We start from the raw sequence: 22940 nt of genomic DNA, 5'->3' as shown, positions 1-22940 counted from the left end.
AAATCTTAAGTTTCTAAATAAAAAAAAAGTGACATGGTAAAAGTAAGTGCTGCTGACGTTAAAAAATTAAGAGAAGCAACTGGAGCTGGTATGATGGACTGTAAAAAGGCATTAGTAGAAGCAGAAGGAAACTTTGACGAAGCAATAAACATTTTACGTAAAAAAGGTCAAAAAATTGCTGCTAAAAGAGCTGATAGAGAATCTACAGAAGGAGTTGCAGTAACTAGAATTAATGACTCTAAAACAGAAGGTGTAGCAATCGTATTAGCTTGTGAAACTGATTTTGTTGGTAAAAACGAATCTTTTGTAGCTTTAGGTGGTCAATTTGCAGACATCGCTTTAAATTACGCAGACAAAGAATCTTTCTTAGCTGCTGATTTTGGTGGAATGACTGTTGCTGATAAATTAGTTGAGCAAACTGGTGTTATTGGAGAGAAGTTAGAAATAACTGCTTTCGAAAAAGTAGAAGCAGCTTATGTTGGTGCTTATACTCACATTGGTAAAATTGCTGCTTTAGTTGGTTTATCTGCTGTTGTAGATAACGCAGAAACTTTATCTAAAGATCTTGCAATGCAAATTGCATCTATGGGAGCTACAACTTTATCTTACAAAGATTTAGACCCTGCTTATGTAGCTGCAGAAACTGAAGCTAGAATTGCAGTAATCGAAAAAGATAATATCGAGTTAGGTAGATTAGGAAAAACTTTAAAAAATGTTCCTCAATTTATTTCTATGTCTCAATTATCTGATGAAGTTTTAGCTAAAGCTGAAGAAGATGCAAAAGCAGAATTAAAAGCAGAAGGAAAACCAGAACAAATCTGGGATAGAATTTTACCAGGTAAAATGGAAAGATTTATTTCTGACAACACTACTTTAGATACAGAACAATGTCTTTTAGACCAATCTTTTATTAAAGATGAAAAGAAGACTGTTGCACAATACGTTAAAACGTTTGGTGATGTAGAAGTATCTACTTTTAAAAGAGTTACTTTAGGATAATTACTATTCTAAAAAACATATTTTTTCTAACCTCGTTATCAAATATTTGATAACGAGGTTTTTTTATTTTCAAAAAAAGAAAATCAAAAAAAAAACGTAATTTTGCGCAACTCTTAAAAGAAACTATGCAATATAAAAGAATACTCTTAAAATTAAGTGGCGAAGCATTAATGGGAGAAAGACAATATGGTATCGATCCAAAACGTCTTTCTGAATATGCTAAAGAAATTAAAGAAGTTATAGCAAAAGGTATCGAAGTAGCAATTGTTATTGGAGGTGGTAATATTTTTAGAGGTGTTGCTGGTGCTGCAAATGGCATGGATCGTGTTCAAGGAGACCATATGGGTATGTTAGCAACTTGTATTAATGGTTTAGCTTTACAAAGTGCTTTAGAAGACGAAGGCGTTTATACAAGACTACAAACAGCTCTAGAAATTAAAGAAATTGCAGAACCTTATATTAAAAGAAGAGCAATTAGACATTTAGAAAAAGGTAGAGTTGTAATTTTTGGAGCAGGAACAGGTAACCCATATTTTACAACAGATACAGCAGCTGTTTTAAGAGCAATCGAAATTGATGCAGATGCAATTTTAAAAGGAACTCGTGTAGACGGTGTTTATAACGAAGATCCCGAAAAGAATAAAGATGCTATTAAATTTGACACAATAACTTTTAAAGAAGTTATTGAGAAAGGTTTAAAAGTTATGGATATGACAGCATTTACGTTAAGTGAAGAAAATAAATTACCAATAATTGTATTTGACATGAATACCAACGGAAACTTACTAAAACTAGTTTCAGGTGAAAAAATTGGTACTATTGTTGATAATCAATAAGAAAAATCTTTAAATTTAGAAAGATGAACGAAGAAATTGAATTTATATTAGACACAACTAAAGAAGCAATGAATAATGCAATTGCTCATTTAGAAAAAGAATTAAGAACTATTAGAGCAGGTAAAGCTACACCTGCAATGTTAGGCAATGTAATGGTAGATTATTATGGTTCTCAAACTCCGTTAGGGCAAGTTGCAAACGTAAGTACACCAGACCCTAGAACTATTGCAATACAACCTTGGGAAAAAAACATGTTACAACCTATAGAAAAAGCAATTATGATTGCTAATTTAGGTTTTAACCCGATGAATAATGGTGACATAATAATGATTAACGTACCACCATTAACAGAAGAAAGAAGAATAAACTTAGCAAAACAAGCTAAAGCAGAAGCAGAAAATGCTAAGATTGGTATTAGAAATGCAAGAAAAGATGCAAACAACGATATCAAAAAAACAGATATTTCAGATGATTTAAAAAAGGCTTCTGAAGCAGATATACAAAAGCTAACAGATTCTTATGTTAAAATAACAGAGGAAAAATTAGCAATCAAAGAAAAAGAAATTATGACAGTTTAAGAACTGTTAATTCAAAAGGTGTTTTTAATAAAAACACCTTTTTTTTGGTTAAAACCCAACTTCAAATTAGTTACCTTTGCAGAAAATTTTTTAAATGAATTTCTGGACAAAAGCAGCTGGTTTAATATTAAGAAACCGATACTTGGTTTTATTAATAATTGCACTAATAACAGCTTTTTTAGCATCTCAAATGAAGTATATGAAATTCTCATATACAGAAGCAAATCTTTTACCAGAAGATCATGCTGCAAATCTAGAGTATAATAAATTCTTAGAAATTTTTGGTGAAGAAGGTAATTTAGTAATCTTAGGCGTTAAAGATTCAACCGTTTTTACACCAGAAAAATTTAATGCTTGGAATAAATTAGTAGAGCAATTTGATGCTAGAGAAGAAATAGATTTTACAGTATCTATTGCCGATGTACAAAAATTAAAAGCAGATAGAAAAAAGAGAAAGTTTATCTTAGAACCGCTATACGAAAAAAATCCAACTACTAAAGAAGAGGTTAACGCAATAAAAACACAACTTTTTGAAAAGCTTCCTTTTTACGACAACCTACTTTATAACAAAGAAACAGGTACTTTACAAACCGCAATTTATATTAAAAAGGAAATTATAAACACACCTCAAAGAAGAGATTTTATTTTTGATGTTTTAATTCCTGCCATAGAAAAATTTGAAAAAGAAAACAATCTAGATGTTAGGGTTTCTGGGATGCCATATATTAGAACCTTAAATGCCCAAAATATTCAAGATGAAATTTTACTTTTTGTAGTAGGTGCATTAGGTATTACTGCATTAATATTTTTCTTTTTCTTTAGATCTTTTAGAGCAACATTTATAACACTTCTTGTAGTTCTAATTGGTGTTATTTGGGCTTTTGGTTTTATAGGATTGTTTCGATATGAAATTACTGTTTTATCAGCTTTAATTCCGCCATTAATTATCGTTATTGGTGTACCAAATGCGGTATTTCTTATCAACAAATATCAACAGGAAATAAAAAAACACGGCCAGCAAGCAAAAGCTTTACAGCGTGTAATTTCTAAAATTGGTAACGCTACTTTAATGACAAATATTACCACGGCTTCTGGTTTTGCAACATTTGTCTTTGTAAAAAGTAATTTACTTAGAGAGTTTGGTATTCTAGCCTCTGTAAACATAATTAGTATCTTTATTTTAGCTCTATTGATAATACCAATTATCTATAGTTTTATGCCACTTCCTAAGAAAAAACACTTGAACCATTTAGAAAGAAAATGGATTGAGAATGTTGTGAATTGGATGGAGAAAATGGTGAAAAATCAAAGAATTACTATTTATTTTGCAACCGTTATCGTTATTGTTTTAGGTATAATTGGAGTTTATAAAATTCGAGTTTCTGGTAGCTTAATAGAAGACATGCCTAAGAAAATGGATTTCTATAAAGACATTCGTTTTTTTGAAAAAGAGTTTGGTGGTATCATGCCTTTAGAGATTTTGATTGATACAAAAAAAGATAAAGGAGTCATGAAACTTTCAACTTTAAAAAAGATGGAAGAATTAAATGAAACCATTGAAACTTTTCCAGAATTATCGAAACCAATTTCTGTCGTAAACCTAGTTAAATATTCTAAACAGGCATATTATAAGGGAAATCCAAGATATTATCAGTTACCAACAAATCAAGAACAAAGTTATATTTTTTCTTACACAAAAAACTCTAACAGTGATGCTGGCATGCTTAAAACCTTTGTAGATTCTACAGGTAGATATGCAAGAATTACAACTTTTATGAAAGATATTGGTACCGATAAAATGGATATCATTCAAGAACGATTAAAAGCAGTAATCGCAAAAGAATTTCCAGAAGATAAGTATACAGTTTCTTTAACTGGTAAGGCTTTGGTTTTTATAAAAGGGACTAATTACTTGATTAACAATTTAGTAATTTCTTTGTCATTAGCTATTTTATTAATTGCAATATTTATGGCTTGGATGTTTAGATCACCACAAATGATCTTAATTTCTTTGATACCAAACATGCTTCCTTTATTAATTACTGCAGGTTTAATGGGCTTTTTAGACATCCCTATAAAACCATCTACAATTTTAGTATTTAGTATTGCTTTTGGTATTTCTGTTGATGATACCATTCATTTTTTAGCAAAATATAGACAAGAATTGATCGCTAATAGATGGAAAATTAAACCTTCTGTTTATTCAGCATTAAAAGAAACTGGTGTAAGTATGTTTTACACTTCTATAGTTTTATTTTTTGGCTTTTTAGTATTTACACTTTCTAGTTTTGGTGGTACAATTGCTTTGGGTGGTTTGGTTTCTGTAACCTTGCTTTTAGCCATGGTTTCTAACCTACTTTTACTACCTTCTTTGTTACTTACTTTTGAAAAGAAAATTGCAAACAAGAAGGTATTTAAAGAACCTAAAATGAGAATTTTCCCTCCGAAGGAAGATAAAATTGAAGAATAAAAAATTTATTTATCAAATAATAAAACCAGACATTTAGAAATGTCTGGTTTTATTATTTGATCTCAAAAACAAACCCCTTACTTTTTAATAATTCTTTTCATAATATTACCTTTTGCTGTATCTATTTTCAATAAATAAACACCTTCTGATAAATTAGAAATATTTATTTTATTTATAGGATTTTTAATTAATTGTAATCTTTTACCTAAAAGATTATATACTTCAATTTTTTTAATATTTACATTATTAATATTTTGAATTTGTAAAACATCTTTAACAGGATTAGGATATAATTTTATATAGTTACCTAATACAACTTCATTATTAATACTTAATATTTCATCATAATTAAGAGTAACCCTATGTGTTTCTATATTAAATCCTGTAATAATAGGATTAGAAACAAGACAAAAATAATATCCAGCATCTTGTTGTGTTGCATCTGTAATAACATATTCTTTACTAATAGCATCTGTAATTGGACTTCCATTTTTATACCATTGGTAAATATTATTAGTTCCACTAACAACTGCTTCTAGAGTTTTATCATAACCATCACCAAAATCTACAATTTCCTCTACCCCAACTTTTGCTTGATTAGAATAACTAAATGTTTGTAAATTCTGATAATCCGCAAACTCATCCTCTAAATCACCAAACTGAAATTTATTGCTACTAACATATAAACTTGTTAAATTAATTGCATTTGTAAAATCTGGTAAATTCCCCTTAATCTCATTATTTTGTAGATATACCGTTTTTAAGGCTAACATATTACTCATTTCTGTTGGTAAACTTGTAATCTTATTGCTATTCAAATATAAAGTTTCTAAAGAGGTTAAATTCCCAAAAGTAGATGGAATTGCTCCCGAAATTTCATTAGAACCTATCTGTAAATTTGTTAACTTAGTTAAATTCCCAATACTCTCTGGTAATTCTCCTTTAAGCTTATTACTACTCAAAGAAATATTAGTAATATGCTTACCTCCATCAACAATTTTGGTGGTTATACCTTGCCATTTTGTAGCATTGTATGGATTGTTAATAAGTGCTTTTGCTAAATTTCCATTCCAATTGGTGTTGTTTGTCCAATTTGCTCCCCCTAAATTATTATATAAATCTACCAAAGCTTTAATTTCATTTTCTGGCACATTATTATAAGCACTACAATCTTGTCCCCAAACTATATTTGAATATTGACTTGCAAAAGAAGTTGCTTCCCAGTCTGAAATAGTATTCTCTGGAACTGAAATACAGTTTAAGTATTGATTATAAAAACTAAAAGTATTAGAAAATTGTTCTTCTGAATTATAACTATTATCAAAATTAGACGGAGCAACACCTATTTTTAAACCTGTAATTTCATTTCCAGATGCATTTAAAGATATCAAATTTGTTAAATTTGAAAAATCTAAATTTCCTTCTAATTGATTAGAACTTAACTCCAATCTTTTTAATGAAGCAATATTATTAATTTCTACCGGTAATGTATTTAAAACATATTCTTGAATATTAGAATTATATTGATTATTGAATGTTAACTGTTCTAAGTTAGCCAATTCTCCAATTTCAGTTGGTATTTCTGATATAGAATTGCTATTTAGCTCTAACTCTTTTAATTGTGTTAAGTTTTTAATTACAGATGGAATGGTACCATCTAATTCATTGGAATTTAATTCAACCTTTGTTACGTGTTTTTGTCCATTAATTACCTCTGTTGTAATCCCAAACCAAGCTCCAACATTTCTTTTTAAGCTAGAATCTGTTTCCCAAACAACTCCGTTATAAGAACTAGATAAATCGTTTCTCCAATCCATACCTTTAGTACTGTTGTATAGAGCAATTAATGCATCTCTTTCTATATCTGGAATGGAATTATTGGTTACCGAATTACAATTATCTGAATAAACAACTCCATTATCTATTATACCACCTTCTTCTTTGTAATTAGACAATTGCCATGCAACTAGCTCGTCACTAGGCACTTCTACACAACCCAAAGCATTTCTATTTAGTCTCAGTCTATTTGCTCTCGGATTTGTTGTATTGGTTCCAAAAATTGTTGGTGCAACGGCAATTTTTAATTCCGAAATATTATTGAAATCTGCTCTAAAGTCATTTAAAACTTCTGATAAACCTAAATTAATAGAACCCGATATTCTATTATTATTTATATTAAATGTTTCTAATAAAATTAAATTGGTTATTGTACTTGGCAAACTTTCTAAAACGTTATCCTGTAAATACAATTTCTCTAAACTAACAATATTCCCAATTTCATCTGGTAAACTATTTAACGTATTTATTGGTTGATATCTAACAGGACTTGTGATTTGATTATTTAGTCTTAATTCCTTTAAACTTGTAAAATTTCCAATACCCGATGGTAAACTTGTTAACCCATTGTAACTTAAATCTAACTTTTCTAATGTAGCTATGTTACCAATCTCATCTGGTAAAGTTGTTAGAGTTGATGTGTATTGCGAAGTATTTGTATTTATTCTTTGATAGCTTAAATTCAACTCTATTAAACTAGTAAAATCCCCTATTCCTAAAGGTAAACTCTCTAAACTATTAGAAGATAAATTTAAATGAGTTAATTTACTTAATTCGCCTATTTCTGTAGCTACTGAAGTTATTTTTCCAGAGGATAAATTTAGCAACGTTAACTCTGGTAAATCAGCTATTTCTTTTGGTACAACTCCTGATAATTGATTACTAATCAACTCTATTTTAGTTACGTGTTTCTGTCCGTTGATAATTTCTGTAGTTACTCCTTGCCAAGAACCTACATTGGTTAATTCTGTAGCATCAGAACTCCAATTTGTACCAACCCATGTTACTCCTGTTGTTGCATCTACCTTGTCTCCTCCGTTTGTTGCAATATACAAAGCAACCAAAGCTTCTCTCTCGCTTAGTGGAACTCTAAAGCCTGAACAACTATCGCTAAATGCAATTCCGTTGTCTGCTATCTGGGATCTTTGTGCATATCGGGTTTCCCAATTTGTAACTTCTGCTGTAGGAACTTCTACACAACTTAAATAAGGATTGTTACTGATATTAAAATGATAGGTAACATTAGACGATAAGTTAAAATTAGTTACAGGCGCATCTATTTTTAAATCTTCTATCTTATTATTATTTAATTGCAAACGATTTAGCTTTATAACATTTGTTAAATCTACCAATCCTCCTATTTCATTATTCTCCGCTTCTAAAACCTCCAAATTGGTTAGCTGATTCATTGTACTTGGCAAACTTGTTAAATAATACGTATAAGTACCTGTAGACGAATCATAGGTTTGCATATTTTCTAAATACAACTCTTTTAAACTTGATAAATCCCCTATCTCTTCTGGTAAAGTTGATATCTTATTACTATTGCTACTTTGTGACAAATACAACTTCTCTAAACTTGTTAATCCGCCAATTGTTGCTGGTAAACTTGTTAACTCATTACCTTGTATTTGTAACTCTTTTAAACTTGTTAAACCATTGATTGTACTCGGAATGTTCGCAATAATATTATTCTGTAAATACAATTTCTCTAAACTAACAATATTCCCAATTTCATCTGGTAAACTATTTAACGTATTTATTGGTTGATATCTAACAGGACTTGTGATTTGATTATTTAGTCTTAATTCCTTTAAACTTGTAAAATTTCCAATACCCGATGGTAAACTTGTTAATCCATTGTAACTTAAATCTAACTTTTCTAATGTTGCTATGTTACCAATCTCATTTGGTAAAGTTGTTAGAGTTGATGTGTATTGAGAAGTATTTGTATTTATTCTTTGATAGCTTAAATTTAACTCTATTAAACTAGTAAAATCTCCTATTCCTAAAGGTAAACTCTCTAAACTATTAGAAGATAAATTTAAATGAGTTAATTTACTTAATTCGCCTATTTCTGTAGCTACTGAAGTTATTTTTCCAGAGGATAAATTTAGCAACGTTAACTCTGGTAAATCAGCTATTTCTTTTGGTACAACTCCTGATAATTGATTACTAATCAACTCTATTTTAGTTACGTGTTTCTGTCCGTTGATAATTTCTGTAGTTACTCCTTGCCAAGAACCTACATTGGTTAATTCTGTAGCATCAGAACTCCAATTTGTACCAACCCATGTTACTCCTGTTGTTGCATCTACCTTGTCTCCTCCGTTTGTTGCAATATACAAAGCAACCAAAGCTTCTCTCTCGCTTAGTGGAACTCTAAAGCCTGAACAACTATCGCTAAATGCAATTCCGTTGTCTGCTATCTGGGATCTTTGTGCATATCGGGTTTCCCAATTTGTAACTTCTGCTGTAGGAACTTCTACACAACTTAAATAAGGATTGTTACTGATATTAAAATGATAGGTAACATTAGACGATAAGTTAAAATTAGTTACAGGCGCATCTATTTTTAAATCTTCTATCTTATTATTATTTAATTGCAAACGATTTAGCTTTATAACATTTGTTAAATCTACCAATCCTCCTATTTCATTATTCTCCGCTTCTAAAACCTCCAAATTGGTTAGCTGATTCATTGTACTTGGCAAACTTGTTAAATAATACGTATAAGTACCTGTAGACGAATCATAGGTTTGCATATTTTCTAAATACAACTCTTTTAAACTTGATAAATCCCCTATCTCTTCTGGTAAAGTTGATATCTTATTACTATTGCTACTTTGTGACAAATACAACTTCTCTAAACTTGTTAATCCGCCAATTGTTGCTGGTAAACTTGTTAACTCATTACCTTGTATTTGTAACTCTTTTAAACTTGTTAAACCATTGATTGTACTCGGAATGTTCGCAATAATATTATTCTGTAAATACAATTTCTCTAAACTAACAATATTCCCAATTTCATCTGGTAAACTATTTAACGTATTTATTGGTTGATATCTAACAGGACTTGTGATTTGATTATTTAGTCTTAATTCCTTTAAACTTGTAAAATTTCCAATACCCGATGGTAAACTTGTTAATCCATTGTAACTTAAATCTAACTTTTCTAATGTTGCTATGTTACCAATCTCATTTGGTAAAGTTGTTAGAGTTGATGTGTATTGAGAAGTATTTGTATTTATTCTTTGATAGCTTAAATTTAACTCTATTAAACTAGTAAAATCTCCTATTCCTAAAGGTAAACTCTCTAAACTATTAGAAGATAAATTTAAATGAGTTAATTTACTTAATTCGCCTATTTCTGTAGCTACTGAAGTTATTTTTCCAGAGGATAAATTTAGCAACGTTAACTCTGGTAAATCAGCTATTTCTTTTGGTACAACTCCTGATAATTGATTACTAATCAACTCTATTTTAGTTACGTGTTTCTGTCCGTTGATAATTTCTGTAGTTACTCCTTGCCAAGAACCTACATTGGTTAATTCTGTAGCATCAGAACTCCAATTTGTACCAACCCATGTTACTCCTGTTGTTGCATCTACCTTGTCTCCTCCGTTTGTTGCAATATACAAAGCAACCAAAGCTTCTCTCTCGCTTAGTGGAACTCTAAAGCCTGAACAACTATCGCTAAATGCAATTCCGTTGTCTGCTATCTGGGATCTTTGTGCATATCGGGTTTCCCAATTTGTAACTTCTGCTGTAGGAACTTCTACACAACTTAAATAAGGATTGTTACTGATATTAAAATGATAGGTAACATTAGACGATAAGTTAAAATTAGTTACAGGCGCATCTATTTTTAAATCTTCTATCTTATTATTATTTAATTGCAAACGCTTTAACTTTATAACATTTGTTAAATCTACCAATCCTCCTATTTCATTATTCTCCGCTTCTAAAACCTCCAAATTGGTTAGCTGATTCATTGTACTTGGCAAACTTGTTAAATAATGCGTATAAGTACCTGTAGACGAATCATAGGTTTGCATATTTTCTAAATACAACTCTTTTAAACTTGATAAATCCCCTATCTCTTCTGGTAAAGTTGATATCTTATTACTATTGCTACTTTGTGACAAATACAACTTCTCTAAACTTGTTAATCCGCCAATTGTTACTGGTAAACTTGTTAACTCATTACCTTGTACTTGTAACTCTTTTAAACTTGTTAGATTACCAATACTATTAGGTAAAAACGTTAGCCTATTATTATAAATTTTTAAAGATGTTAAGTTTAGCAAAGCTCCTATATTAGTAGGCAATTTTTTCAACTGATTACTATACAATGTTAGTTCTTCTAATAGTACTAAATCACTTAAATCTTCTGGTAAATCGGTATTAAAATTAGGATTATCTTCTCCTAACCTATTACTATGTAAACGTAAAAACTTTAATTTTGTAAAACCTCCTAAACCTGCAACAACTTGTAACTCATTGTTATTTAAATATAAAGTTTCTAAATTCGTTAAGTTTGCAAATGCTGATGGTGTATTAGATAGTTTACAATTCGAAAAATCTAAGTATGTTAGTTTTGATAGTTGTCCTAACTCTGTTGGAATACTTGCTATATTATTTGGTGCAGCAACTAACCTTGTTAATTCTGATAAACTTCCTATTTGTGGTGGTATTAAAGTTATTTTAGTAGATCCGAACTCTAAAATTTCTAATTTTATTAAATTTTCTATTGTAGTAGGAAGTAAATCTATTTGAGTAGTATTAAATTTTAAAGAAATTAATTCTGCTAAATCACCAACAGTACTTGGTATTGTAGTTAAAGTATTGTTGATACTTACATCTAAATGATTTAATTTAGATAAACCACCTATTTCATTTGGAATTGAACTGATTTGATTTTGACTTAATTTTAACTCTAATAATTCTGAAAAATCTCCAATTTCAACAGGCAAACCTCCATTTAAACCCATTCCATGAAAAAATAATTTTGTTATTCTTCTAACTGTTCCAAAATCTTTAGTTACAATACCTCTTAAATCTTCTGGATTCGTATTTGCTATTATTTCTGTACTGCCATAATTATTATAAGACCATGCAGTTCCATTAGTAGCATTAAATATTGCTTTTAAAGCTGCTTTTTCTGTAGCATCTAATGGTAAGACTCCGCTACAATTATCAGTAATTTTAATTCCTAAATCAAAATTATTCATAGATAAAGAATGGTAACTATTAATTAAGCTCGATGGCACTTCAACACAATTCAAATTAGGTACATCTTTGATATTTAGCGTTACATATTTATGAAGTTTTAAACTCGTAATACCAGTATTATTAAGTTTTACATTATCAATGGTTGCAGCGTGATTATCGAAATTTACACCACCTGAAAAACTCATGTTTTCTGAAAAATCTACGGAGGTTAAATATGATAAATTTACCAAACTAGAAAAACTTCCGTTTAAATTATTGTTCGATAAATTGATTTCCGTAACGTAATCTTGACCATTAATTTCTGTTACTGTAACTCCATACCAATTAGAAACATCAGAAGTAATATTTATATCTGTATTCCAATTGGTATTATTCGTCCAATTAGCTCCATCTGTAGCATTGTAAAAATCTATTAATGCTTGTCTTTCTGTTTGTGAAATTTGCGCATTTATAGTTATACTTATAAACGCGAAAATTAATAGTAATTTTCCTCTCATTTTTGGTTATTTTAATCTTTATCAAAGATATAGATCAAACAAAAGCATGTAAATACCTAATTGTAGGTATATTTTAAAGCTAAAAGAGAGAACAACTCAACACTAATAATTGTACTTAATCCTTCAAAAAAAAGTATATTTGCTTTATTAGTAAAAGACAATTTTCGAATACAATATATATTAAGATGATGACGAATAATAACGTAGCAGAATTATTAGAATCTGGTAAAGTTTTACAAGAGGTAACAATAAAAGGTTGGGTAAGAACTTTTAGAAGTAATCGTTTTATTGCTTTAAATGACGGTTCAACAATTAATAATATTCAGTGTGTAATAGATTTTGAAAACACATCCGAAGAAACACTAAAAAGAATTACAACTGGTGCAGCAGTATCTATAAAAGGAGTAATTGCAGAAAGCCAAGGTAAAGGGCAATCTGTAGAGATTCAGGTTTCTGAAATTGAAATACTTGGAGACTCAAATCCAGATGAATATCCTATTCAGCCTAAAAAACATAGTTTCGAATTTTTAAGAGAAAATGCACATTTACGTGTTAGAACAAATACGTTTAGTGCAGTAATGAGAGTTCGATCTAAACTATCTTTTGCTGTTCATAAATATTTTCAAGACAACGGTTTTAATTACGTAAACACACCAATTGTTACAGGTTCTGATGCAGAAGGTGCTGGTGAAATGTTTAGAGTTACTTCTTTTGAAGATAACAAAGCACCCGTTACAGAAGATGGTAAGATCGATTATTCTAAAGACTTTTTTGGTAAAGAAACCAATCTAACAGTTTCTGGTCAATTAGAAGCAGAAACCTACGCAATGGCCTTAGGAAAGGTATATACGTTTGGCCCAACTTTTAGAGCAGAAAACTCTAACACAACAAGACATTTAGCAGAATTTTGGATGATAGAACCAGAAGTTGCTTTTATGGATTTAGATGGCAATATGGATCTTGCAGAAGATTTTATTAAATCTGTTTTATCGTATGTTTTAGAGCACTGTAAAGAAGATTTAGCCTTTTTAGATCAACGTTTTACACAAGAAGAAAAAACAAAACCTCAATTGCAAAGAAGCGATATGAGTTTGTTAGAAAAATTAAAATTTGTTGCCGATAACAATTTTAAACGTGTATCTTACACAGAGGCAATCGATATTTTAAGAAACTCTAAACCTAATAAAAAGAAAAAATTTCAGTTTCCAATTAATGAATGGGGCGCAGATTTACAATCTGAACACGAACGTTACCTAGTTGAAAAACACTTTAAATGTCCAGTGATTTTGTTTGATTATCCTGCAAATATTAAAGCATTTTATATGCGTTTAAATGAAGACGGGAAAACAGTTAGAGCTATGGATGTACTTTTCCCTGGAATTGGTGAAATGGTTGGTGGTGCACAACGTGAAGAACGTTATGATGTATTAGTAGAAAAAATGAAAGCCATGAACATTGATGAAAAAGAACTTTGGTGGTATTTAGATTTAAGAAAGTTTGGTACAGCTGTTCACTCTGGTTTTGGATTAGGTTTCGAAAGACTAGTTCAATTTACAACCGGAATGGGAAATATTAGAGACGTTATTCCGTTTCCTAGAACACCACAAAACGCTGAATTTTAAAGATTATATATGAAGAACTTACTTATATTAAGCTTTATTACTTGTATACTTTTTTCTAACATCTCTTTTTCGCAAGAAGTCGTAAAAGTTGAAGAAACAGTAATAGAATCTACAGAAGCTGATAATAATTACAGTAGAAGTAGACGAAATGTAAAAAATATTTACAAAAAAGGAGAGCATTTTTTAACAGGTAACATAGATAATGAAATCTATATTATAAAAAACAATAGCACCAAATTGTATGGTTTACAAGATTATGAAGGTAATCTTTTAGTTAGACCAATGTTTAAAAGCATTAATAAATATAGTTCTTCTAAAAACAGAATAGTTGCTAGTTTAGATTATTCTAAAAATGGAGTTATCGATAGAAAAGGAGAAATTATTATTCCTTTTGAATTTTCTAGCATAACTTCTCAGAAAGACAAACAGTTTTTTATACTAGGTAGAAGCTATAGTAACTATGAAATTGTAGACTACAATGGTAAACCTGTTTTAACCGGAAACTTTGAAAGGATAACTGTTTATGATGATAATATTAAGGTTAAAAGAAACGATGCCTACGGAATTTATAAAGATAATGGAGAGGTATTATTACCAATTGTATACGACAAAATAGATTACAGTTCTAGCAATAAACATTTTAGTGTTACAAAAAACGGAGTTCCTTCAATTCTAACAAATGATGGTAAAAATTTATTTAAAAATAATTATGAAGAAGTAGAGAAGTTTGGTAGTTACAGAAATTACGAATATTTGGTAGTTAAAAACAATAAAAAAGGAGTTATAGATCTTGATGAACATGCTATTACTCCAATAAAATTTGATGAAGTAAGTACCAAAAGTAATTACCACTTATATACAGTTAAAGAAAATAATTTATGGGGTGTTTATGATTCTTATTTTGACAAATATCTTATTAAACCTGTTTACAAAGAAATTCATCAATTATCTAAAATACAATATCTTTTAACATCTTCGGATAAGAAAATTATCAGAAATATAAAGTTTAAGACAAATACAGATGTTAGTAAATACAATTTTAATGATTATTATTTAAGTAATGCTACTTATTTAAAGACAAAACAAGACAATAAATACGGTCTAATCAATATAAATACAGGTAAATTAATTGTACCTACAAAATATGATAGAGTTCGTGTTTACAACAATTTTATCTCTGGTTATAACGAGCAGAATAAAAAGTATACAGCCTTCAGTAGTAATGGTAAAATAACTGTAAAAGATTTTAATAACAGTAAAAATCTAACAACAAAACTTTACAAAATCACTAAAAAAGGAAAAGCAGGGTTAATTTATGATGGAAATTTAATTGCTGATGTTAAATACGATATCGTTACCTATTATAGAAATGTAAAATTGATTATCTTAGTTAAAAATTCTAGTTATAGTTTACTAGATCATAAAACTGGTAAAACTCTAATAAAAGATTCTAAAGATAGAATTACTATAAATTCTGCTACCAATAAAATAAAATATAATAACAAAAATTATTTCTACTCTTCAGGTAAATTAAAAGAAGAATAATGCTAAAACAAAGTCTAAATTATAAATTATTACAAAAATTATCTCCTCAGCAAATTCAGTTGATGAAGTTAATTCAATTGCCTACGCAAGCATTTGAAGAACGCTTAAAACAAGAAATTGAAGAGAATCCTGCGTTAGATACAGGTAAAGAGAATTCTGATAGTTTAGATGATGATTTATCTAATGAATATGATGATGCTGGTACAGAAAAAATTGAAGCAGAAGATATTAATATAGACGAATATTTAAGCGACGACGAAATACCAAATTATAAAACACAAGCAAATAATTATTCTGCAGATGATGAAGATAAGAATGTACCTTATGCTGCTGGTACAAGCTTTCATCAATCTTTAAAAAATCAACTGAATACTTTTAGTCTTGATGATGAAGAACGCGCGATAGCAGAGTTTTTAGTTGGCAGTATAGATGATAGCGGTTATATAAGAAGAGAAATCATAGATCTTGTAGATGATTTAGCTTTTACTGCAAATGTTTTTACTACAGAAGAAAAGGTAATAAAAGTTTTAAAGAAAGTAGTTCATAAATTAGACCCATTAGGTGTTGGTGCAAGAGACCTAAAAGAATGTCTTATTATACAACTTAAAGCAAAAGATAAAACAAAATACAGAAGTCTTTCTATTGAAATACTAGAAAATGCTTTTGATCATTTTGTAAAAAAACATTACAAGAAACTTCAAGAAAAATTTAATATTTCAGAAGAAGAATTAAAAGAAGTTAATAAAGAGATTTCTAAATTAAACCCTAAACCTGGTAGTTCTTATGCTGGTAATAATAAAATAGCAGAACAAATAGTACCAGATTTTTCTATTAAACTAATAGACGGAGAGTTGGATTTGACTTTAAACTCAAGAAACGCTCCAGAACTGCATGTTTCTAGAGAGTATAACAACATGTTAAAAGGTTATCAAGAATCTACCGTAAAGTCTAAATCACAAAAAGATGCAGTCTACTTTATAAAACAAAAATTAGATGCTGCAAAATGGTTTATAGATGCTATAAGACAAAGACAACAAACGTTGTTGGTAACCATGAATACAATTATGCATTATCAATACGAATATTTCTTAACAGGAGATGAGCGTAAATTAAAACCAATGATTTTAAAAGATATTGCTGATAAGATTGATATGGATGTTTCTACGGTTTCTAGAGTAGCAAATAGTAAATACGTTTCTACGCCTTACGGAACAAAATTAATCAAAGAATTCTTTTCTGAATCAATGAAAAACGATCAAGGTGAAGATGTTTCTACTAAAGAAATTAAAAAAATTCTTGAAACTGTTATTGCTGAAGAAAACAAAAAGAAACCACTCACTGATGAAAAACTTGCCGGAATTCTTAAAGAAAAAGGATATCCAATTGCAAGAAGAACAGTTGCAAAATACAGAGAACAATTAGATTTACCTGTAGCTCGATTGAGAAAAGAAATTTAGTGGAAAAATTTTACAAAATAATATCTGTAGTATTTCATCCTATCGTGGTACCAACCATTGGTGTTCTATTATATTTTATACTTATACCAAGTAGTTACCCAAGTAATTTAAAGCTAACACTACTAAGTTTAATTTTTATAATGACTTATTTAGTGCCTCTATTAATTTTAATCTTATTTAAAAAATTAAAACTGATAGAATCCTTCAATGCGCACACTATTAAAGAGAGAAAATTACCAGTAGCAATGATGATTGTTTTATTCTATTTATTAGGAAATACCATTGCAAATATTGGAGCGATGAGAGATATTAGCTTATTATTTTATGCAACAAGTGGTGCATTAATGCTGTTATATGTCTTTTTTGTATTTAAAATTAAAACAAGTATCCATTTACTTTCTTTAGGAATATCTACTGCATTTTTTTTAATTATAGATATTAATAATTCAAGTAATTTTCCATTAGTGATAATTCTTAACATATTAATTGCTGGCATTGTTGCTAATGCAAGATTATATTTAAAAGCACACAAACCCTCAGAAGTTTATATTGGGTTCTTTATGGGCTTTATATCTACTTTTATAACTTATAATATATTATAATAAGTAAAAAATCAAACCAAATTTAAGTACTTTGGTATTTATAGCTTCTTCATTAATTGATGCATTTTTAAATATCGGAGTTAAGCCATAAAATACGTTTATATTGAATTCATCATAACCTGCTGAAAAAGTCAAGCCATATTGTAGATTATTAAAACTACTTACATTCTTGTATGATATTTCACTTGCATTAGAAGAGGTATAATCAAACTTATTAGATAGATTGTATAAAAATTTTACACCTGTATAAATACGCCAAAAACTGTATTCTTTAGCTGTAGATGTTCTCCATCTTACCTCTAATGGAAACTCTAAATTATGTACTTTAAATTTATTATTAGTTATGTCTGATGCAGTTGAAAAGCTTGTTTCATTATTAAATTCATCTACTTTTAATTCATGACTAAAATAGTCATATCCATAACCAATACCAGCCGCAAAAGAAAAAGTACCTTCTTTGTTCAATATAATATCTTTAATAAAACCAGTAGATAAAGAATAAGAAAAATTACTTTTAGATACAGCAGATGGTTGCTCACTTAATTGGCTATAATGAACAGATAAATACAATTGATCATCAGCATAATAATCATCAATATTTAAAGAATCCTTTTGACTATAAATAGAAAAAGAAATTAGAAATATTATAATGTATAAAAAACGAAATTTCATAAAATAATTAACGTTTGCAAATTAATATTATTTTGAAACATTTTATTAAATATAAAACAAAAAAAGGGTAATTCTAAGAATTACCCTTTTTTAAAATTTATATATTAAATTTAGTTCCCATCACCAGGAGATGCTGAATAACTAATTTTAAGAGCATTTACATCTCTTAATTTTAATCTAATATCAATAATAGTACCTACGCTAGATTCTTTATCTGCTTTAATAGAAGTAGTCATAAATGGCACTTCTGCTTCAGAAACTTTAGATCTCTCGTTAATGATAAAAGCAGGTACATCATCTGCAGTTGCAATTTTATCATTTAATTGAATTCTATTAAAACCAGTACCATGTCTAGCAGCATCCTTAGATTTACCAACATAAATTGTACTTACAAGACTCTTATGCTCTAGTTTTTTTACTTCTGTTGCATTAGGTAATCTTGGGTTCTCTATTTTTAAATCAGTTTCTCTCATTGTAGTAGTTACCATGAAGAAAAACAACAACATAAAAACGATGTCTGGTAAAGCTGCAGTGTTTACTGCTGGCATTCCTTTTTTCTTTTTTCCGAATTTAGACATATTGTTGTATTTTAAAAATTAATTTGAAGTAGGTTCAGCATCAGAAATAATTTCAGGATAACTCTTTTTGATATCTTCAACTTTTTTCTTCAACTCTGTATTACTTCTGTCATCTTTGTAAGCCTCTTCTAACTCTGGAAAAGGTATCCCGTAACGTTCTTTTGATAATCTGTTACGCAACTCTGAATACGCCTTAATTAATTCGTTTTGAACTCTTAAATAAGTACCGTATTCTGTACCTCTGTCACTCTGAACCGAGATAATTGCTTTGTTTGGATGATCTGAAGAAGATTCACTTTTTTCTCCTTGACAATAAGTACAAGGCCCTGTTTTAACTCCTTCGTCGATTTTTCCTTCACCACCACCGTTATCAATAAAAGCCATTGCAGCTTCTTTAAGGTCTTTAATTTCCATTCTGTCTCCTTCTACAAGAAGATCATTATCTCTATTAATGTTAACCTCGAAAATATTCTTTTCTTTAATAACTGGCGGAACGTAATCCTCTGGTGGTTTTTCAGATAACTTTTTAGAAACACCAGAATCTACATTCATGGTTGTTGTTACTAAAAAGAAGATTAATAACAAGAAGGCAATATCTGCCATAGAACCTGCATTAATTTCTGGATTCTCTCTTCTTGCCATAATTTTATGATTTTATTAATCCTTTAACTAAATCGTACACAAAAAATAAAGAAGCTACACCTCCTAATATTATACTGTACCATATACCAGTTCCTACCCATTTATTGGTTGCAGAACCTGCTTCTCCTCCTTCACTAATTCCTCCTGCTGCGTTTATTACTGCTTCAGAATCAGATAAGAAATAAGAGATTACTAATAAAACACCTAGAACTGCAAGCCCCATTAATGTTTTCTTTAAATTCTCTGGGTTTCTTATTAAACTCCATAAAGAAAGTGCTACTGCGATTACTACTGCTGCAATAAGTAAGAAAGTCGAATAATAAATAATAGGACTTACCACACTATTTTGTAAATCAACATCAGTTTCAATTGCCTCACTATCTTCCATAAATATCTTTATGAAAAGGAAAGCACCTACTAATGCAACTACAGCTATAATAATATTTAATATTTTATTGCTTTTCATTGTACTAGTTTTTATTTTTTATATTTTACTAATAAGTCTACTAATTGAATAGATGCATCTTCCATGTTGTTTACAATTCCATCAATTTTAGATACGATGTAATTATAAAAGATTTGTAATATAATAGCAACAATTAAACCAAATACTGTAGTTAATAATGCTACTTTAATACCACCTGCTACTACCGCTGGAGAAATATCATTTGCTACAGCAATATCGTTAAATGCTCCAATCATACCAATTACAGTACCCATGAAACCTAACATTGGTGCTAATGCGATAAATAAAGAAATCCAAGAAACGTTTTTCTCTAAAAGTCCCATTTGAACTCCACCGTAAGAAACAACTGCTTTTTCAGCTGCATCTACACCTTCATCTACTCTATCTAAACCTTGGTAAAAGATAGATGCAACAGGTCCTTTTGTATTTCTACAAACCTCTTTTGCAGCTTCTACACCACCAGAACTTAAAGCATCATCTACATTTGCTACTAATTTTTTAGTATTTGTAGTTGCTAAGTTTAAATAAATAATTCTTTCAATTGCGATAGCTAAACCTAAGATTAAGGCAACTAATACAATTCCCATAAATCCTGGACCACCATCAATAAAGTTTTCCTTTAGAATTTGGTGAAAAGTTTTTGACTCTGTTGCTGCTTCCTGTGCAAAAGTTGATTGAATAGCTCCAAAAAACATGAATCCTGTTACAGATAGGACATTTACTACTTTTTTCATCTCTGTTATAATTAATTTTTAATAGTTAACGGGTTAAATATATAAATTTTCACTTCAAATAAACAATTGTTATTTCCTTTTAATTTTTTTGAGAAAGAATTTAACAACTAATTTATTTTTAATTGAGTGGCAAGTAACAAAAAAATTGTTGTCCCTCAAAAAAAAATCAATCTATTTTATGTAAAAATAATCTTTTTTTCGAGAGATTGTTTTTTTTAACATTAAAATTACTTCGAACTAATTTCTCCTCTTAAAGATTTTTGAAAATACTTTTTAAATTCGATTTCTGTTAAATCTTCACTTAATAAGTACATTAACTTTGCAATTGCAGATTCTGTTGTGATGTCTAATCCACCAATTACACCTAATTCTTTTAAACCAATACTTGTATCATAATGTCCTAAAATAACGCTACCTCCAGAGCACTGTGTTACATTTACAATTTTTATACCACTTTGTATTGCTGAAGCAATTAAATTTAAAAACCATGGTTTATTAGGCGCATTTCCAGCACCATAAGACTCTAAAACAACTCCTTTTAAGTTTTTAATAGTTAATATAGACTTTACTACACTCTCTGTTATTCCAGGAAAAAGTTTTAATATAACTACATCTGTGACTAATTTTTTTCGAATAACTAAATTGGAATCCGTATTAGAAACTTCGGGTAATAAATGCTCATTAAAATTTAAATGAACTCCACTTTCTGCTAAAGCCGGATAATTCATAGAAGCAAAAGCCTCAAATTGTTCTGCACTAATTTTTGTTGTTCTATTTGCTCTATATAGTTTATATTCAAAATACAAACAAACTTCACTTATAACAGGTTTATCATTTTTTCTTGCAGCAGCAATTTCTATGGTAGTTATTAAATTTTCTTTGGCATCTGTTCTTAAATCTCCGATAGGTAATTGCGAACCCGTAAATATTACAGGTTTTTGTAAATTCTCTATCATAAAACTAATTGCAGATGATGTATAAGACATGGTATCTGAACCTGTTAAAACCACAAAACCATCGTATAAATTGTAATTAGATTCTATAATATTTAAAATATCTACATAGTAGTCCGTATTCATATTAGAAGAATCTATTGGTTCTTTAAACGAAATACTTTCTATTTCACAATTTAATTGTTGTAGTTCTGGTATCTTATTTATAATCTGACTAAAATCAAAAGCCTTTAAAGCATTTGTTTTATAATCTTTTATCATACCAATAGTACCACCTGTATAAACAATTAAAATCTTAGGTTTATTTGCCATTTTGTCATTTTTAAGTTCCAAAATATAAATTGGAATACTTTATGTTGTAAATTTATCAAACAAAAATGATATACAATTTTAAAACTTTATAAATTATGATGGGATTTTATATTTTAATTGGTGTAATCTCTTTAGTGAGTTGGCTAGTTAGTAATACCTTAAAAAGTAAATTCAAAAAATACTCTAAAGTTCAACTTAGAAATGGTTTAAGTGGAGCAGAAATTGCCGAAAAAATGTTAGCAGATAACGGAATTTTTGATGTAAAAGTAATTTCTACACCTGGTATGTTAACAGATCATTACAACCCGCAAAATAAAACTGTAAATTTAAGTGAAGGTGTTTATAACCAAAGAAATGCTGCCGCTGCTGCCGTTGCTGCACACGAATGCGGACACGCAGTACAACACGCAACTGCTTACAGCTATTTAAAAATGAGATCTCAATTAGTGCCTATTGTTAGTGTAACATCAAAGTTCTCGCAATGGTTAGTAATTGGAGGATTAGTTATGGGAGCCGCTTCTGGTGCACCAGGAATTGGTTTATACATCGCAATTGCAGGTTTAATTTTTATGGCTTTGGCAACAATATTTAGTTTTGTTACTTTACCTGTAGAGTACGATGCAAGTAATAGAGCTTTAGCTTGGTTAAAAAATAAAAACATGGTTTCGCAAGAAGAATATGCTGGTTCTGAAGACGCACTTAAATGGGCTGCAAGAACTTATTTAGTTGCTGCTTTAGGTTCTTTAGCAATGTTACTTTATTGGGGAATGAGAATTTTAGGAAGTAGAGATTAATTTTTTTTAAAATAATTACCCATATAAAAACCTTGAGAAATCAAGGTTTTTTTTGTTTCAGGAAACCTTTTTACAAAAGATAACGTCTTGTTAATGTAACAAATAAACCTTT

Annotated in this window: 16 protein-coding genes; 9 read left to right on the top strand and 7 right to left on the bottom strand. The window is 29.3% G+C overall.

Translation table 11 applies throughout. The features are described from left to right. The first annotated feature begins 33 nt into the window (after positions 1-33). From tsf to WG950_RS10820, 4 genes are all read left to right on the top strand, one after another. Entirely contained in the window at positions 34-999 is a 966-nt protein-coding gene (gene tsf, locus WG950_RS10835; protein ID WP_077810289.1) for a translation elongation factor Ts, read from the top strand. A 125-nt stretch (positions 1000-1124) separates the two neighbouring features. Then, positions 1125-1835, top strand: a complete 711-nt coding sequence (gene pyrH, locus WG950_RS10830) for a UMP kinase (RefSeq protein WP_077810290.1) — start codon at positions 1125-1127, stop codon at positions 1833-1835. Positions 1836-1858: 23 nt separating this feature from the next. Continuing rightward, the gene (frr, locus tag WG950_RS10825; protein WP_077810291.1) at positions 1859-2413 is read left to right on the top strand and encodes a ribosome recycling factor; all 555 of its coding nucleotides are present in this window, start codon (positions 1859-1861) and stop codon (positions 2411-2413) included. A 94-nt stretch (positions 2414-2507) separates the two neighbouring features. Then, positions 2508-4883 carry an efflux RND transporter permease subunit gene (locus WG950_RS10820; protein ID WP_340932284.1) on the top strand — a complete coding sequence of 792 codons (2376 nt, stop codon included), beginning with the start codon at positions 2508-2510 and terminating at the stop codon, positions 4881-4883. A 77-nt stretch (positions 4884-4960) separates the two neighbouring features. On the opposite strand, the gene WG950_RS10815 is transcribed toward WG950_RS10820, so the two are convergent. After that, positions 4961-12451: a leucine-rich repeat domain-containing protein gene (locus WG950_RS10815; RefSeq protein WP_340932282.1), complete on the bottom strand. Its 7491-nt coding sequence runs from the start codon at positions 12449-12451 to the stop codon at positions 4961-4963. Positions 12452-12639: 188 nt separating this feature from the next. Between WG950_RS10815 and asnS the strand changes: the two genes are divergently transcribed. From asnS to WG950_RS10795, 4 genes are read left to right on the top strand one after another with little or no spacing between them, the layout of a single operon-like run. After that, positions 12640-14073: an asparagine--tRNA ligase gene (gene asnS, locus WG950_RS10810; protein ID WP_340935249.1), complete on the top strand. Its 1434-nt coding sequence runs from the start codon at positions 12640-12642 to the stop codon at positions 14071-14073. A 9-nt stretch (positions 14074-14082) separates the two neighbouring features. After that, positions 14083-15618 carry a WG repeat-containing protein gene (locus WG950_RS10805; protein WP_340932280.1) on the top strand — a complete coding sequence of 512 codons (1536 nt, stop codon included), beginning with the start codon at positions 14083-14085 and terminating at the stop codon, positions 15616-15618. Further along, positions 15618-17075 carry an RNA polymerase factor sigma-54 gene (gene rpoN / locus WG950_RS10800; RefSeq protein ID WP_077810296.1) on the top strand — a complete coding sequence of 486 codons (1458 nt, stop codon included), beginning with the start codon at positions 15618-15620 and terminating at the stop codon, positions 17073-17075. The genes WG950_RS10805 and rpoN overlap by 1 nt, the downstream gene beginning before the upstream one ends. Then, a complete protein-coding gene (locus tag WG950_RS10795; protein WP_340932278.1) occupies positions 17075-17677 on the top strand; it encodes a hypothetical protein in 603 nt (200 codons plus the stop codon). Before rpoN ends, WG950_RS10795 begins: the two co-directional genes overlap by 1 nt. Here WG950_RS10795 and WG950_RS10790 read toward each other — a convergent pair. The 6 genes from WG950_RS10790 to WG950_RS10765 all read right to left on the bottom strand — a co-directional run bounded on the left by WG950_RS10790 (position 17672) and on the right by WG950_RS10765 (position 22034). Next, complete coding sequence (locus tag WG950_RS10790; RefSeq protein WP_340932276.1) at positions 17672-18349, bottom strand: porin family protein; 678 nt, start codon at positions 18347-18349, stop codon at positions 17672-17674. The two genes, WG950_RS10795 and WG950_RS10790, sit on opposite strands and share 6 nt — an antisense overlap. A gap of 110 nt (positions 18350-18459) precedes the next feature. Next, positions 18460-18927, bottom strand: coding sequence for an ExbD/TolR family protein (locus tag WG950_RS10785; RefSeq protein WP_077810298.1), 468 nt, complete (start codon positions 18925-18927; stop codon positions 18460-18462). 18 nt (positions 18928-18945) lie between these two features. Beyond that, on the bottom strand, positions 18946-19569 hold the full coding sequence (locus WG950_RS10780; RefSeq protein ID WP_079737448.1) for an ExbD/TolR family protein: 624 nt from the start codon (positions 19567-19569) through the stop codon (positions 18946-18948). Positions 19570-19573: 4 nt separating this feature from the next. Next, on the bottom strand, positions 19574-20035 hold the full coding sequence (locus tag WG950_RS10775) for a hypothetical protein (protein ID WP_340932272.1): 462 nt from the start codon (positions 20033-20035) through the stop codon (positions 19574-19576). Between the two features lie 11 nt (positions 20036-20046). Beyond that, the gene (locus WG950_RS10770; protein ID WP_077810301.1) at positions 20047-20769 is read right to left on the bottom strand and encodes a MotA/TolQ/ExbB proton channel family protein; all 723 of its coding nucleotides are present in this window, start codon (positions 20767-20769) and stop codon (positions 20047-20049) included. 227 nt (positions 20770-20996) lie between these two features. Beyond that, complete coding sequence (locus WG950_RS10765) at positions 20997-22034, bottom strand: asparaginase (protein ID WP_340932270.1); 1038 nt, start codon at positions 22032-22034, stop codon at positions 20997-20999. Between the two features lie 95 nt (positions 22035-22129). Here WG950_RS10765 and WG950_RS10760 point away from each other — a divergent pair, with 95 nt between their 5' ends. Beyond that, entirely contained in the window at positions 22130-22828 is a 699-nt protein-coding gene (locus WG950_RS10760; protein WP_077810302.1) for a zinc metallopeptidase, read from the top strand. The last annotated feature ends 112 nt before the right edge of the window (positions 22829-22940 follow it).

It is taken from the genome of Polaribacter marinaquae, assembly GCF_038019025.1.
GTDB lineage: Bacteria > Bacteroidota > Bacteroidia > Flavobacteriales > Flavobacteriaceae > Polaribacter > Polaribacter marinaquae.
This window is presented reverse-complemented; position numbering and strand designations above follow the sequence as displayed.

What these genes read in the sequence shown, in the direction of transcription:
- WG950_RS10780 (WP_079737448.1), bottom strand. Translation starts at nt 19,569, where the DNA reads ATGGCAAGAAGAGAGAATCCAGAAATTAATGCAGGTTCTATGGCAGAT.
- WG950_RS10770 (WP_077810301.1), bottom strand. Translation starts at nt 20,769, where the DNA reads ATGAAAAAAGTAGTAAATGTCCTATCTGTAACAGGATTCATGTTTTTT.
- WG950_RS10820 (WP_340932284.1), top strand. Translation starts at nt 2,508, where the DNA reads ATGAATTTCTGGACAAAAGCAGCTGGTTTAATATTAAGAAACCGATAC.
- frr (WP_077810291.1), top strand. Translation starts at nt 1,859, where the DNA reads ATGAACGAAGAAATTGAATTTATATTAGACACAACTAAAGAAGCAATG.
- pyrH (WP_077810290.1), top strand. Translation starts at nt 1,125, where the DNA reads ATGCAATATAAAAGAATACTCTTAAAATTAAGTGGCGAAGCATTAATG.
- WG950_RS10765 (WP_340932270.1), bottom strand. Translation starts at nt 22,034, where the DNA reads ATGGCAAATAAACCTAAGATTTTAATTGTTTATACAGGTGGTACTATT.
- WG950_RS10790 (WP_340932276.1), bottom strand. Translation starts at nt 18,349, where the DNA reads ATGAAATTTCGTTTTTTATACATTATAATATTTCTAATTTCTTTTTCT.
- WG950_RS10760 (WP_077810302.1), top strand. Translation starts at nt 22,130, where the DNA reads ATGATGGGATTTTATATTTTAATTGGTGTAATCTCTTTAGTGAGTTGG.
- WG950_RS10775 (WP_340932272.1), bottom strand. Translation starts at nt 20,035, where the DNA reads ATGAAAAGCAATAAAATATTAAATATTATTATAGCTGTAGTTGCATTA.
- tsf (WP_077810289.1), top strand. Translation starts at nt 34, where the DNA reads ATGGTAAAAGTAAGTGCTGCTGACGTTAAAAAATTAAGAGAAGCAACT.
- WG950_RS10805 (WP_340932280.1), top strand. Translation starts at nt 14,083, where the DNA reads ATGAAGAACTTACTTATATTAAGCTTTATTACTTGTATACTTTTTTCT.
- WG950_RS10815 (WP_340932282.1), bottom strand. Translation starts at nt 12,451, where the DNA reads ATGAGAGGAAAATTACTATTAATTTTCGCGTTTATAAGTATAACTATA.
- WG950_RS10785 (WP_077810298.1), bottom strand. Translation starts at nt 18,927, where the DNA reads ATGTCTAAATTCGGAAAAAAGAAAAAAGGAATGCCAGCAGTAAACACT.
- asnS (WP_340935249.1), top strand. Translation starts at nt 12,640, where the DNA reads ATGACGAATAATAACGTAGCAGAATTATTAGAATCTGGTAAAGTTTTA.
- rpoN (WP_077810296.1), top strand. Translation starts at nt 15,618, where the DNA reads ATGCTAAAACAAAGTCTAAATTATAAATTATTACAAAAATTATCTCCT.